Below are 14025 nucleotides of genomic sequence, written 5' to 3'. Positions count from 1 at the left end.
ACGCCACTCGCACGTCCGCCGCGCGCGCTCGCCGCGCCGGTCCGCCCGCGCGCTACCCGTGTCGCGGGGCCGATTCGTTGTGACGGCGCCGGACGAGAACTACACTTTTCATGCATGGGCGGAATCTGGCAGCAGCTCGATCGCCCCACCGAATACGAAGCCGTCCGTAGCGCTTTGACGAACCCCGACACCGGCGGCGTGATCTTGGTCGGCGCCGCGGGCGTCGGCAAGACCACGCTGGCCCGCCTGGTCACCGCGGTGCTGTCCGAGCCGGTCCGCTGGGTGGCCTGTACCGCGTCGTCGCAAGCCATTCCGTTCGGCGCGTTCGCGCCCTGGATCGCCGCATCGGCGTCGCGTGACCCGCTCACACTGCTGCATTCCGCAAGGGAAAACCTGCTCGCCCAGCCCGATACGGTGATCGGCGTCGATGACGCGCATCTGCTCGACACCCTCTCCGCGACACTGGTGCACCAGATCGCCGTCGACCACCGGGCCCGCATCATCGCCACCGTCCGTACCGGGGAACCGCTGCCCGACGCGGTCACCTCACTGTGGAAGGACGGCTACCTCGAACGGATCGAGCTGGCGCCGTTCACCAAAACCCAGTGCACCGAAATCGTCGAGACCGTGCTCGGCGGGACCTTGGAGGGGCTCAGCGCCGACGTGATGTGGGAATCCTCGGGTGGCAACCCGCTGTTCCTGCGCAACATGGTCGAGGGCGGTGTCGAGGCGAGCACTCTGACCGACGTCAACGGTGTTTGGCAGTTGCGCGGGCCCACCGCGGTGCCCTCGGGGCTGGTCGAGCTGCTCGACGAGCGGTTGAGCAGGGCGGGTGCGCCCGTGCTCGACGTGCTGGAGACGCTGGCCGTGCACGAGCCGCTCGATATCGACATCCTCAGCGAGCTCGTCGGTCCCGACGCCGTGGACGCCGCCGAAGCCACCGGCCTGATCCGGGTCACGAGCCACAACGGCGTCGTCGACGTCCGGTTCAGTCATCCCCTGCTCGGTGAGGTGGTGCGCTGCCGGGTCGGCACCGCCGCCGCCCGCACCCGGCGCGGACGTCTCGTCGAGACGCTGCAGGATCGTGACCTGAGCACACCGGCACACCGGATCCGGCTGGCTCGGCTGTGTGTCGACAGTGACCGGCCGATCGACATCGTCTTGCTGATCGACGCCGCCAAGGACGCGGTGTTCCTGGCCAATCTGCCGCTGGGCGAACGGCTCGCGCGCGCCGCGTGGGAGCGGGGCGGTGGGCTGCGCGCGGCCGAACTGGTCTCCCGTGCGCTGCTGTGGCAGGGCAGGCCCCAGCACGCCGACGAGATCCTGGCCCGGTTCGATCCCGACCGCCTCGATCCGCTGCAACTGGTCCAGTGGGGTGTGGTGCGAGCCAGCTTGCGGTTCTGGTCGCTGGGCGATGTCGAACATGCCCGTGACTTGGTCGAGGTGCTGCGCGCCCGCGTCGAGCATCCGGCACTTCGCCTCACGGTCGAGGCGGCGGCGGCGGCGATGGCGGTGCACGAAAACCACCTCGCCGAGGGCATCGAGGCAGCCGAGCAGGTGATCGCCGACCCGAACTCGCCCCGCCAGGCCATCGATTTCGCCGCATTCGCCCTCGGCTTGGCGCTGCCGGTGGCCGGGCGCGGCGCCGATTTCGCGCCGATCGCGGCCCGGAGCCGAGCGCAGCAGAAGTCCACCGACGGGCTCATCCGGGTGATGGTCCGTTACGGCGACGTCCTCGCCCTGACCACCATCGGCGACCTCGACCTCGCCGAGCGTCGCGCCACCGAATACCGCGAGTTCTCCTCGGCGGGCCAGTTCGTCGGCTGGGCGATCGCGCGAATCGCCGACGGGGTGGTCGCCACCTATCGCGGTCGGTTCCGCGAAGCGATCGCCGCCTTCGAGCAGGCGCTGGCCGCGCTCAACGCCGAATCCTCGCTGCCGTGGAAACTGCCTGCGCGGCTACTGCTGGCTCGCGCCTACGCGGCGCTGGGTGAGGTCGAACAAGCCGAACGGGTCCTCGGTGACGCCGACGAACACAGCGGCCCGCACATGGCACTGCACGAACCGCAGCGGATGATCGCGCGTGCCTGGGTGGCCGCTGCCGAACACAGCGCTCACGCGGCGGTGGACCAGGCCCGCAAGGCCGCCGACCTGGCCCACAGCGCCGGTCAATACGCCATGGAAGCCGAAGCGCTGCATCACGCCACCCGATTCGGCGACCGCACCCTCGCCGCCCGGCTCGCCACCCTCGCCGACCGCGTACAGGGACCGGTGGCGGCGATCTACGCCCGCCACGCCGCGGCGCTCGCCGCTGCGGACCCCTGCGCGCTCGCGGCGGTGAGCCGCGAGTTCGAGTCCGCGGGCCTGCTGCTGTCCGCCGCCGACGCCGCGGCGCAGACGGTACCGATCTATGACCACGCCGGGCAGCGCAGGCCCAGCGCCCAGGCAGCCGCCCGCACGATGGCCCTGGCCGCCCGCTGCGACGGCGCCGGCACCCCCGCAATCACCGCCGCCGCCCGCCCCCTGCCGATCACCGAACGCGAACGTGAGATCGCCGCCCTGATCGGCCGTGGCCTGTCCAACCGGGCGATCGCCGAACGACTCTGCGTCTCGGTGCGCACCGTCGAAGGCCACATCTACCGAGCCTGCATCAAACTCGACGCCACCGACCGCGACCAACTCGCCGAACTGATCTGAACTGCCGCGGCAATCAGCGCGCGTCGGCAGCGATCACGTCCACCGAACTACCGGAAACCCGCGCGCGGGGGGCGTAGGGATCATGGGCTCGGCTCCGGCAGCGTGCATTCGGAGACCCTCGGGTTCAATCCCAGGTAGTTGAGTGGGCCCGCGAGCACCGTGAGACCGATCGTGCCCAAGTCGCCGCAGTTGTTCGGCGTATTCGTGAAATAGTCTCGCTGCATCGCCGCGGCCAGTCCGGCTCCGAACCAGACCAGCATCAGTATCGACAGCAGGAACCTGGCGGCTTGGTGGGCCGGTCGCCCGCGGATTTCCCGTACTTCGCGAATTTCTCGATCACGTCGATTCCGTCCACCGCGCATCGTCATCGCATCCTTCCCACCGGCGAGTATCACACTGATACACCATGTGAACAGCGACAACCCTGCTGACGCCGTCACGACACGCGCGAAGTACTGCCATCAACAGTGCAGCCCGGCAACCGCACAGTCAATGGGCGGGGTCAGCCGAATTCCTCGCCGACGAAGCCGTCACGGTGGCTCGGGAAGGGTCGTTCAGGATGCGGGCACCGGTTGCTCGTCGACGGTCTGGGCACGCAAACTGCCCAGCAACCTGGTGAGCTTGCGGGAGACGCTCATCTGGGAGACACCGAGGCGTTCGGCGATCTCGCCCTGCGAGAGGGTGTCGTAGAAGCGCCAGATCAGCAACTGCCGGTCTTCCGGTGGCAGTTGCGCCAGCAGCGGCGCGACGGTGATCGTGTCTTCGGTGAGACGGTAGCTCGGGTCTTCGGCGCCGAAGGTCTCGGCGACGGTCATGCCGGGGTCACCGTCGTTGTCGCGGGTGGGAGTGTCGAGGCTTCGCGTCTGGAATGCGTTGGCCGCAACAAGGGTTCGGGCGATGTCGGTGACCGGCACATCGAGCTGGGCGGCGAGCTCGATGGCGGTGGGGGAGCGCTGGAGTCGACGGCTCAATTCTTCGGTCGCCATCCGCACCTTTCCCTGGAGTTCCTTCTCGCGACGCGGCACGTGCAACGGCCAGATGTGGTCGCGGAAATGGCGGCGCACCTCACCCATGATGGTGGGCACCGCGAACCCGAGAAAGGGTGAACCGGTGGTCACGTCGTAGCGGTCGACCGCCATGACCATGCCGAGTCGTGCGGTCTGGAGCAGGTCGTCGAAGGCCTCGCCGCGGCCGGCGTACTTGCGAGCGATGTGGTCGGCGAGTGGGAGGCAGATCTCGATGATCCGGTCCCGCAATGCGGCGTGTTCGGGGCCGCGGGGGTCGGTCAGCATCAAGTGCGCGAACAAGGGTTCGGCGTGTTCGTAGGTCCTGTTGTCGGTGGTCTTGGACATGAGGATCAGCTCCTGGCCTTCGAATGCGCTCCGGTTCGGCGGAGATCTAAAGTCTGTGCAGGCCGAGCATTCTGAAGGTCATGATCATGCCCGCGCCCAGGCTGACGGCACCGAAGATCGCGGCGGGCATCGACCCGGTGAGTGCCGCCAGGCCGAAGAGGAAGAACACGCAGGTGGCCAACATGATGGTGGTGCTGGTCAGATCCATGCTCGGCGTACTCGTTGTCCGATTACGTGAGGTGGTCATGAATCAAGGGTTCACCAACGCGGAGGTTATTAAACCGTTATTGGTTGACAGGGGTTGACAGAGCGACCGTTTCGGATTTGGATGTTTAACCCCACCGCGAAATGGGAAACATCAATTCGCCCCACGCACGCGCAAATCCCGGGCGAGGTGGTCGCGCTGTTCGATGATCAAGCGCCGCAGCGCGTGCGGTGCGTCCGCGTTCGCCGCGAGCCACCGGTCCACCCCGTCTAGCGAATCGGCGGCGGGGAAGAGCCCGATGACGATGCGACGGGCGATCTCGATGCTCCGCTGATCCCAGACCGCGCGCAGCGCCGCGAAGTACTCGGTGTCGTAGCGCGCGATCAGGTCGCGGCGCCGACCGGCGCGGAATCCGTCGATGGTGGCATCGAGGTGGTCATTGGTCAGGGTGGTGTCACCGAGCGCCGAATCCCACGCCGAGGCTTTGACTTCCGCTTCCGGGCGTGCCGCGAGCGCGCGCCGGTGAGCGGTTCGCCCCGACGCGGTGTCGTCTCGTGCCAGTTCGGCGTCCAGTTCGCCGACCTGCGCCGCGCCGGTGGCGGCCAGCGCTGTCCACAGCGCCCAGCGCAGATCGGGATCGAGGGCCAGTCCTTCCGGTGCCCGGCCGAGGAGGATCTCCGCGATGTCGGTGGCACGGCGACCGTCGACGGTAGCGGCGGTCGCCGTCGCCCGCGCCCAAGCCAGCTGCGCGCCGGAACCCGGCGCCGACGAATGCAATGTGGCCCAGCATGATTCGAGCCACTCGCCGCGCCACCGATCCCGCGCCGGGTCCGGCAGATAGTGCCCGATGGTGAACGACGCGTTCGACAGTACCGCGGTGAGCAGCGCCATATTGGTTTCGGTCGGTGCGAAATCGCGAGCCATCGACAGGTAGCGTTCGGCGCCGAGTACCCCGTCGCGGGTGGCGTTCCACAGCGCCGACCAGATCAGTCCGCGGGCCAGCGGGTCGGTCACCCGATCCAGCGAACTCTCCACGGTGGCAATCGAATCCATTTCGAGGCGAACCTTGGCGTAGGTGAGATCGCCGTCGTTGAGCAGACGCAGCGGCGCCGGTGCGAGGGGGACCGGTGTGTGTTCGTCGACGATGTCGAGTTCCACGCGTTCGCGGATCACCAAGTCGCCCGCGGCATCGAAGTCGTAGAGCCCGACAGCCAGGCGATGCGGGCGCGGATCGGTTTGCACGATCTCACCGTTTTCGATGGTCAGCGTCGACACCCCGGAGGTCTGCAACCACGCTCGCGCCCAGCCCGCCAAGTCGCGGCCCGAATCCGCCGACAATTCTGTCAGCAGGTCGTCGAGGGTCGTATTACCGAAGGCGTGCGTCCGGAAATACCGGCGCACACCCGAGAAGAATTCCTCCCGGCCGACATAAGCGACCAACTGCTTGAGCACGCTGGCGCCCTTGGCGTAGGTGATGCCGTCGAAATTGAGCTTGGCGGCCTCGAGGTCGGTGATGTCGGCGACGATCGGATGCGTGGTGGGCAGTTGATCCTGCAAGTACGCCCAGGCCTTGCGGCGGTTCGCGAACGCCACCCAGGCGTCGGTCCATTCGGTGGCCTCGGAGCTCGCCAGCGCACCCATATAGTCGGCGAAGGATTCCTTGAGCCACAGGTCGTCCCACCACACCATCGTGACCAGATCGCCGAACCACATGTGCGCCATCTCGTGCAGGATCGTGTTCGCCCGGCCCTCGTACTGCGCGGCGGTGGCCGCACCACGGAACACATAGGCCTCGGTGAACGTGACCAGCCCGGGATTCTCCATCGCGCCCAGGTTGTACTCGGGAACGAACACCTGGTCGTACTTGCCCCAGGGGTATGGATAGTCGAAGTGTTCGGCGAAGAAGTCCAGACCCTGCGACGTCACCTCGAAGATCGTGTCCGCGTCCAGGTAGCGAGCCAGCGAGGCGCGGCAATAGATTCCGAGCGGAATCGTGAGTTCGCCTCGTGTCCAAGAGGATTCGACGCGATGGTACGGGCCTGCCGCCACCGCGGTGATGTAGGTCGAGATCGGCAGCGTGGGGGAGAATTCGACGTTCTGAATCACGCCGTTGTCCTGGATAGCGGCGAAAGGCCGGTTCGACATCACTTGCCAACCGGCTGGGGCCGTCACCGCGAACGTGAACGGCGCCTTCATATCCGGCTGCTCGAAGCACGCGAAAACCCTCCGCGCGTCCGCGGGCTCGTACTGGGTGTAGAGGTAGGTCTGGCCGTCGACCGGATCGAGGAACCGGTGCAGCCCCTCGCCCGAACGGCTGTACGCACCGGTGCCACGGACGACGACGACATTCGTTTCGGTCAAGCCGCCGACAGTGAGCCTGGCCCCGTCGTACTCGACCGCCACGTCCGCACCGTTCACCGTCACCGACTCCACCGACAGGCCGATGAAGTCGAGCCACGTCTGCTCGACCGTGGCATCGAACGTGACGGTCGTCGTCGTGGCGAAACCGGCGCGGGTCCGGTCCGGGGCCGCTGACAGATCGAGTTCGACGCGGTAGTCGCCGACGGTGACCGCCGCTGATCGCGCGGCGGTCTCGGAGCGGGTCAGGTTCGCGGTGTTCACACCTAGATCCTGCCAGCCGAACCGTCGGCCACGGGAGTTCTATTCCACGGTGACGCTCTTCGCGAGGTTGCGTGGCTTGTCCACATCGCGGCCCAGGGCGATGGCTGTGTGATAGGCCAGCAGCTGCAGCGGGATCGTCAGCAGCATGGGGTCCAGTTCCGGTGCGACCCTGGGGACCCGGATCACTTCGTCGGCGGTATTCGGCGGCAGGTCGGCGTTCGTGACGGCGATGACCGGCCCACCACGCGCCTTGATCTGTTCGATGGTGCTGAGGTTCTTGGCCAGCAGTTCGTCGTCGGGAACCAGCACCACGCTCGGCATCTCCTGGTCGATCAGGGCGAGCGGACCATGTTTGAGTTCGGAGGCCTGGTAGGCCTCGGCGTGCACGTAGGAGACCTCCTTGAGCTTCTGCGCGCCTTCGCGGGCGACCGGCCACGCCCGCACCCGGCCGATGAAGAACATGCTGCGGGCCTTGGCGTATCGGTGCGCGATCTCGGCGATGGCGTCTTCGTCGGTGAGGACCTGGTCGATGGCGTCGGGCAGCGCGCGCAGCCCGTCGACGATCCGGTGGCCGTCGGCTGCCGAGAGATCGCGCACCCGGCCGAGCAACAGCGCCAGCATCGTGAACGACACGGTCATGTTGGTCAATGCCTTGGTCGAGGCGACCGAAATCTCCGGGCCCGCGTGCAGGAACACCCCTGCCCCGCACTGGCGGGCGATCGCGCTGCCCACCGCGTTGACGGCGCCGATGACCCGGCCGCCCTTGCGCTGCAGCTCCTGCACCGCGGCGAGGGTATCGAGGGTTTCGCCGGACTGGCTGATCGCGACATACAGCGCGTCGGGGTCGACGACCGGATTGCGGTAGCGGAATTCCGACGCGGGCTCCGCGGTGGCCGGGATCCGGGCCAGCTCCTCGATCAGCTGGGCGCCGAGCTGGCCTGCGTAGTAGGCCGAGCCGCAACCGAGGAAAACCACCTTGCTGATGCTGCGCAGTTCGCGGGCGTCCATGTTCAGCCCGCCGAGGTGGGCGGTGGCGAAGCGGTCGTCGAGGCGCCCACGCAGCGCTCTGCGTACCGCCTCGCCCTGCTCGGCGATCTCCTTGCGCATGAAGTCGGGGAATCCGCCGAGTGCGTAGTCCTCGGCCACCATATCGATGGTGGTGGGGGTCTTGTCGGTTTGCTCGGACTCGACTCCCAGTGTGCTGGTGCGGAATTCGCCGTCGCGGACCGTCGCGAGCTCGCCGTCGTCGAGGAACACCACGCGCTGGGTGTGGTGGACGAGGGCGGCCACATCGGAGGCCACGAACATCTCGCCGTCGCCGACGCCGAGCACGATGGGGCTGCCGTTGCGGGCCACCACCAGCTCGGTCGGGCGGCGCGCGTCGAGCACCAGCAGCCCATAGGTACCACGGACCCGGTGCAGTGCGACGCGAACGGCGTCCTCGAGGGATTCGGATTCCTCGAGTTCCCTGGCGACGAGGTGGGCGATCACTTCGGTATCGGTATCGGAGACCAGATCGATGCCGAGTGCGGTGAGCTCGGCCCTGAGCTGTTCGGCGTTCTCGACGATTCCGTTGTGCACCACGGCAATGCGCCCGCTGACATCGGTATGCGGGTGTGCGTTGGCATCGCTGGGCTCGCCGTGGGTGGCCCAGCGGGTGTGCGCGATGCCGACGGTGCCGCGCAGGGGAGTGGTGTCGGCCTTGTCGCGCAGGTCCTGCACCCGGCCCCGGGTCTTGCAGACGCGCGCCTTCCCTCGATGGGGCAGCGCCAAGCCGGCCGAGTCGTAGCCGCGGTACTCGAGCCGATGCAGGCCCTCCAGCAGCACGGGAACAGCTTGCCGGTGACCGATGTATCCGACGATTCCACACATGGCGTGATGAACCCCTTACCCGTAGACGATGCGACGTAGTTGCCGTTCGGTGAAGGACGGGGCCGCGACCGGACGCTCGGCGAGTTCGGCTTCGAGTCGTCGCCAGATCTCGGCGTTGCGCATCTCCCGAGACTGCAACTCGGCGTGCCTGCGCCGGACGAACTGCTCGGCCGTCTCGTCGAAGTAGCCGACGATATCGGCGACGACCCGGGCGGCCACCCGTTCGGGTAGGCCGGTGGAGGCCACTACGTAGCGGACCAGCTCGGTGGGTACCCCGTCATTCACTCGCACGATCTTGCCCCGCCGCACCCGGTTCGCCAACATCCCTGCCCGAATTCGGGCAAATAGTGTCTCGACAGGGTCTCGACGGTGGTGCGTGGTGCGCGCGGCAGGCCCGGCCGATCCGTGCGGTGCTCATGCCGTTATCGCCTTGTGAGGTGTGAGCCGCGACTTGCGAACAATTTGCTGGAAGGCTGTCAAGGGGCACGGCAGGCTGCGCATCCGAGTGGAGGTTGTGGTGAGGCGACGAATGGGCGACGCATTCAGTGATCGGCTTTATTTCGCGGGCCCAGCGTCGGCCTCCGAGGCGGCCGGGGGGAGGCCCGAATATGTCGTCGACGCGGCAATAGTGACGATTGCCGAAGAGATCGTGCGGACGGGTTTCGATGCCGAAGATACCGTGCATCAGCGGCTGCGGAGATTCTGTGCGCACGCCAAAGCTGAAGGCGCCATGGTGAATTGCCTCCTCGGTGCGGCGACCGCCGTTGAAGACGGCGGGGTGGTGCCCTTTGTCGGCCGGGTCGTCGGCAGGCTCGGGCACGCGGAGTTGTTGTTCGATCTCGCCCTCGGTGAATCAGGCTTCGACCCGTTCGACGGTAATCCCGTGCTGAATTCGGTCGGGCCGGGCACGATGACGGAGCTGGATTTCGAATTCGTCATCGCTCAGGTGAGTGAGCTGGTGGATAGCTTGCTGCTGCCGAATTATCTGGCGTTGCTGGAATGGCGTGACCTCACCGGCGAGGCGCCGCGATCTCGCAGGCCGGAGCAGTCGGCCGCGCTGCTGTACGAGCTGAACGAACGGCTCGCGCCGGTCCTGGGCGAGATGCCGCTGGCCTGGCTACTTCTGCACTACGCGGAGTTCGGCGTCGCGCCGCTGGCGGACTCGATCCATCGCGCGCTGCTGCGCACCAACGCCGCCGACGCCGTGTCCGCCGCGCGGACGGCGGCGGCGGCGCTCGCCGCGATGTCGTTCGTCTCCTCGTCGGCCCGGCTGGGTGAGCTGCCGGTGGTGTCGCGCCGGCCACGCCATCAGCCGACGCTGGTCACCGGCAATCACGTCATGGCCGACCTCGTCTGCGCGCTGTCGCGGTGCGATACGGCGAACGGCTGGCAGGCCGACGCGAAACTGCTCCGAACCGCCGATGCGCAGACGGTCGGCTGGCTACTGGTCGAGGATCGCCGTCTTCGACGCGAATCCCGCAGCAGCCGAAGCGATCTCATGGCATCGGCGATCGGGCTGGAGATCATGCTCGGTGTCGATCACACGTCGGGTTCAGCCCCGGCGGCGGTGCAGGCACCGACGGCGAGCGCGATCACCGCCGACCTGCTGCACGTTCTGCGCCTGCCGTGGGATCAGATCCCGGAATCGGCCCACTACACCCCGCGACACCTCGACGGTGCCCTGCGTTTGGCCTGTTGCGCGGTGGAGGCCATGGCCCCTGGCACCGAGGCTATGTCGGATGTCCTGCGCCGCGCGGCCGACCGAGCGATCCCCGCGCTGAGCGCCCGACCGGAACCACCGGTCTACCTCCAGGGCGCACTGGCACTTCTCGAGGCCTGGCATCGCGGCGGAGCGCCCCGGACCCGACCCTTGCTCGAGGCCACCGAGCCCATCGCGCCCGTAGTCTTCACCACGCTGTTGCTGATCGGCGCGGCACTACTGGAAATGCTAGCCGAGGAGTTCGACGCGGACGTGACGCACGTGCTCGACGCGCTCGAGACGCGACTACGAGCACGCGACCGCTTGTCGGATTAACGACGGACAGACCTCAGTGGAGGTAGCCCGTGAGTTGAGGGACTGCGTCGACGACATGCTGGGCATTGATCGACCGGCCGATCACCGTGAAGGCCCAATCCTGGTGGGGGCGGTGCAGTGTGGCGACGACGATACCGGTGTGGGCGCCGATGCTGTCGAGGTCGAGGCGGACCAATTCGATGCCGGTGACATTGTCGACGACACGGCAGAAGCCGTTGGCGATCTGGTCGAATCGCTGGCCGGTGTAGCAAGTCACGAGGAACACGATCGTGGTGATCGCGGGATCGAGAAGGGTCAGGTCGACCACGATGACTTCGTTGTCACCGTCGCCATCGCCGGTGACACTGTCGCCGAGGTGGCGCAGCGCGCCGTCGCGCGAGGTCAGTTGATCGTGGAAGGCGGCGTCGACGAAGTTCTGACCCGCGAACGACAGCGCCGCGACATTGAGATCGATGTCCCTGCGGGCGGAGCCGGTTCCGTCGGCGTGGGCGGGGTCCCAACCGAGGCCGATGCTGAGGTGGGTGATGGTGTGAGTCATGCGGTACTCCTGGCCGAACGAGTGGGTTTCCGTCACTGATCGCACCCCACTCGGCCGAGCTCGAGCCGGGCTGCCGACCAGGCTCCCCGGCTCGCCTACCCGTAAACATGCCGTAAAGACCACGCCCACCACAAATCTCAGGGCGCCGCCCGGCCCGTCGTCGGCCGGATTCCGGTTGTCGCAGGACTACCGTGACGGCGATGAGCGCACGCTTCGAAGAACTCGGCTGGCGGCAGACCCCGATCGGGGAGATCAGTTTGCGTCGGCGGTTCGATCCGACGGTGCGTGCCGATGTCTACGAGGTGAAGCTCGGCGACGAGTACCTGATGTCGAGCTTGTTCACCGTCGCCGAATGTGAGCTGTCGCGGCTGGGGTTGGCACGGACACCGGGCGACCGGCTGGATGTGCTGGTCGGCGGGCTCGGGTTGGGGTACACCGCGCGAGAAGCGTTGACGGAACCGCGCATTCGTGAGCTCACCGTGGTCGAGTATTCCGACGCGGTCATCGACTGGCATCGACGGGATCTGCTGCCCGACACCGCCGGGTTGGCTGCCGACCGCAGGGTCGAGCTCGTCTGCGCGGACTTCTTCGCCGCGGTGGCGGGGCGGGTGGGGTTCGATCCGGCACGCCCCGGCCGTACGTACGACGCGCTATTGCTCGATATCGACCACTCGCCACGCCACGTCCTGCACGGCCCGAATGCCGCGTTCTACACCGGCGAGGGCATGCGCGCGGTCGCGAACCACCTGACCGACGGCGGCACCTTCGCCATGTGGTCCGACGACGCGCCCGATGACGAGTTCTGCGCGATTCTCGAATCCGTCTTCGTCGATGTCGAGGCACAGCCGATCGTGTTCGGCAACCCGCTCACCCGCGGGCAATCCAGCGCGACGATCTACCTCGCTACTCGGCCCGACCGCACATCGGGCACAGGTCACGACCAGGCAGTATGTGACTAGGTACAAGAATGCGTCCAGGTGATTGCCATCGGTGTCGATGAGGTCGATCGTAGGTATCTGGGAGTAGTCGTCCCACACACCGAACCGCTGGCGTCGCCTCATGACCGGCCGGTTCGGGATCGAGCTTTTCGGATTCGACATCGGAGTCAGATGAACAGCTTGCTCGAAAACCATCGCGGATGGGTCGCCGATATCTTCGCGGACGGGTTGTACGGACGCAGCGACGCCCCCGACCCGCGCGCGACGGTCGCGATCGACGCCCAACCGCTATCCCCGGAAGATCGGCACCCGCGCCCACCGGAGGAGGTGATCGGGTGGCGGGCACTGTGCTCCTGCGAGAGCTGGCACGGGCGAACCTGGCTACGCGCCGACCGGTTCGACGACCATGCCCCGTCCGCACGGGTCCTGCATTGCTCGACCGGCCGACTCGACGCGGACCTGTCCCGCTTGGTGCTCGCGGAATGGGACTACCACCAGCTCGAGATGCAGGCGCTGATCCCGGTGCGGCTGGCCTTCGAGGACACCGCGTCGGCACAGCAGCGGCTCGTCGAAGCCGTCCGGTTCGTGCGCGCGTCGGGAGCGTCATGGGAAGCGGTCGCCCGGGTGATCAGCGCACCGTCGGCCGAAGCCGCCGAAAAACGATTCAGTAGTTGGTCCGCTGCTGGACGCAACGGGGCGGAACTGCGCATTCCGTAAGTCCGTCTATGACGGCATCGATTCCGCTCACCCTGAATCCAATGCTGGTCGCGGCCCGTTCCTGGTGGTTTCGTGTGACCAGATCGTCCAGGTTCGAGCGAGAGGCCTTCGTATGTCCGTCGATGACGCAGCCGTCCCAGGTGTGCGGGTGGTGAAGCTCGGTGCCCACATCGGCGCGCGGATCGACGGTGTCCGGCTCGGCGGTGACCTGGACGCGCGGTCGGTGGCTGCCATCCGCGCCGCGCTCGACGAGCACAAGGTGATCTTCTTCCGGGGCCAGCACCACCTGACCGAGGACGGGCAGTACGAGTTCGCGCAGTTGCTCGGCGATCCGACCACCCCGCACCCGACCGTCACCTCGGCCGGTGCGAAGAGCCTGGCCATCGATTCGCACCAGACCCGCTCCAATGTCTGGCACACCGATGTCACCTTCGTCGATCGTGTCCCGCAGGCCTCCATCCTGCGCGCGGTCGCATTGCCCAGCTACGGCGGTTCGACCACATGGGCCTCCACCGTGGCCGCCTACAACGCGCTGCCGGAGCCGCTCAAGCGCCTCGCCGAGAGCCTGCGCGCGCGGCATTCGAACCGCTACGACTATGCCGCGGAGATCGAGGACCGATCCGCCGACACCGACCGCGCCTACCGTCGCGAGTTCGAGTCCACCTATTTCGAGACCGAGCACCCCGTGGTGGAGGTCCACCCCGTGACGGGCGAACGAGCCCTGCTGCTGGGCTGCTTCGTCTCCGAGATCGTCGGGGTGTCGAGCAGTGAGTCGCGGGCGCTGTTCCGCCTGTTCCAGGACCGGGTCACTCGGCTCGAGCACACCACCCGCTGGGATTGGTCGCTGGGCGACGTCGCGATCTGGGACAACCGGGCCACCCAGCACTACGCCATCGACGACTACGACGGCAGCGAGCACCGCAGGCTCACCCGCATCACACTGGGCGGGCCGGTGCCCGTCGGTGTCGACGGCTCCGTGAGCACGGTCATCGCGGGCGATGCCGAGCCGTACGCTGCTCCGCTCGAGCGTGCGGCATAGCCATCGTCGA

At 67.4% G+C, this 14025-nt stretch carries 12 protein-coding genes; 5 read left to right on the top strand and 7 right to left on the bottom strand.

Going from position 1 to position 14025, the window contains the following annotated elements:
- The first annotated feature begins 114 nt into the window (after nucleotides 1-114).
- Nucleotides 115-2697 (top strand): LuxR C-terminal-related transcriptional regulator, encoded by a 2583-nt coding sequence (locus tag ACFWPX_RS00970; protein WP_378924732.1) that lies wholly within the window; start codon nucleotides 115-117, stop codon nucleotides 2695-2697.
- 80 nt (nucleotides 2698-2777) lie between these two features.
- On the opposite strand, the gene ACFWPX_RS00965 is transcribed toward ACFWPX_RS00970, so the two are convergent.
- The 6 genes from ACFWPX_RS00965 to ACFWPX_RS00940 form a co-directional block, all read right to left on the bottom strand.
- Nucleotides 2778-3065 carry a hypothetical protein gene (locus ACFWPX_RS00965; RefSeq protein WP_378924730.1) on the bottom strand — a complete coding sequence of 96 codons (288 nt, stop codon included), beginning with the start codon at nucleotides 3063-3065 and terminating at the stop codon, nucleotides 2778-2780.
- Nucleotides 3066-3251: 186 nt separating this feature from the next.
- The gene (locus ACFWPX_RS00960) at nucleotides 3252-4049 is read right to left on the bottom strand and encodes a SigB/SigF/SigG family RNA polymerase sigma factor (protein WP_378924728.1); all 798 of its coding nucleotides are present in this window, start codon (nucleotides 4047-4049) and stop codon (nucleotides 3252-3254) included.
- 46 nt (nucleotides 4050-4095) lie between these two features.
- Nucleotides 4096-4296 carry a hypothetical protein gene (locus ACFWPX_RS00955; protein WP_378913533.1) on the bottom strand — a complete coding sequence of 67 codons (201 nt, stop codon included), beginning with the start codon at nucleotides 4294-4296 and terminating at the stop codon, nucleotides 4096-4098.
- 111 nt (nucleotides 4297-4407) lie between these two features.
- Nucleotides 4408-6876, bottom strand: coding sequence for an aminopeptidase N (gene pepN, locus ACFWPX_RS00950; RefSeq protein WP_378924726.1), 2469 nt, complete (start codon nucleotides 6874-6876; stop codon nucleotides 4408-4410).
- 39 nt (nucleotides 6877-6915) lie between these two features.
- A complete protein-coding gene (gene glmS / locus ACFWPX_RS00945) occupies nucleotides 6916-8748 on the bottom strand; it encodes a glutamine--fructose-6-phosphate transaminase (isomerizing) (protein ID WP_378913535.1) in 1833 nt (610 codons plus the stop codon).
- A 15-nt stretch (nucleotides 8749-8763) separates the two neighbouring features.
- Nucleotides 8764-9033 (bottom strand): hypothetical protein, encoded by a 270-nt coding sequence (locus tag ACFWPX_RS00940; RefSeq protein WP_328662749.1) that lies wholly within the window; start codon nucleotides 9031-9033, stop codon nucleotides 8764-8766.
- Nucleotides 9034-9376: 343 nt separating this feature from the next.
- On the opposite strand from ACFWPX_RS00940, the gene ACFWPX_RS00935 reads away from it, so the two are divergent.
- Nucleotides 9377-10783, top strand: coding sequence for a hypothetical protein (locus tag ACFWPX_RS00935; RefSeq protein WP_378924724.1), 1407 nt, complete (start codon nucleotides 9377-9379; stop codon nucleotides 10781-10783).
- 13 nt (nucleotides 10784-10796) lie between these two features.
- Here ACFWPX_RS00935 and ACFWPX_RS00930 read toward each other — a convergent pair whose 3' ends face one another.
- Nucleotides 10797-11321: a TerD family protein gene (locus ACFWPX_RS00930; protein ID WP_378924722.1), complete on the bottom strand. Its 525-nt coding sequence runs from the start codon at nucleotides 11319-11321 to the stop codon at nucleotides 10797-10799.
- A gap of 200 nt (nucleotides 11322-11521) precedes the next feature.
- Between ACFWPX_RS00930 and ACFWPX_RS00925 the strand changes: the two genes are divergently transcribed.
- From ACFWPX_RS00925 to ACFWPX_RS00915, 3 genes are all read left to right on the top strand, one after another.
- Entirely contained in the window at nucleotides 11522-12280 is a 759-nt protein-coding gene (locus ACFWPX_RS00925; RefSeq protein WP_378924720.1) for a spermidine synthase, read from the top strand.
- 150 nt (nucleotides 12281-12430) lie between these two features.
- On the top strand, nucleotides 12431-12976 hold the full coding sequence (locus tag ACFWPX_RS00920) for a hypothetical protein (protein ID WP_378924718.1): 546 nt from the start codon (nucleotides 12431-12433) through the stop codon (nucleotides 12974-12976).
- A gap of 112 nt (nucleotides 12977-13088) precedes the next feature.
- A complete protein-coding gene (locus tag ACFWPX_RS00915; RefSeq protein ID WP_378924716.1) occupies nucleotides 13089-14015 on the top strand; it encodes a TauD/TfdA dioxygenase family protein in 927 nt (308 codons plus the stop codon).
- Nucleotides 14016-14025 lie beyond the last annotated feature (10 nt).

It is taken from the genome of Nocardia sp. NPDC058518, from assembly GCF_042719655.1.
Taxonomy (GTDB): Bacteria; Actinomycetota; Actinomycetes; order Mycobacteriales; family Mycobacteriaceae; genus Nocardia.
This window is presented reverse-complemented; position numbering and strand designations above follow the sequence as displayed.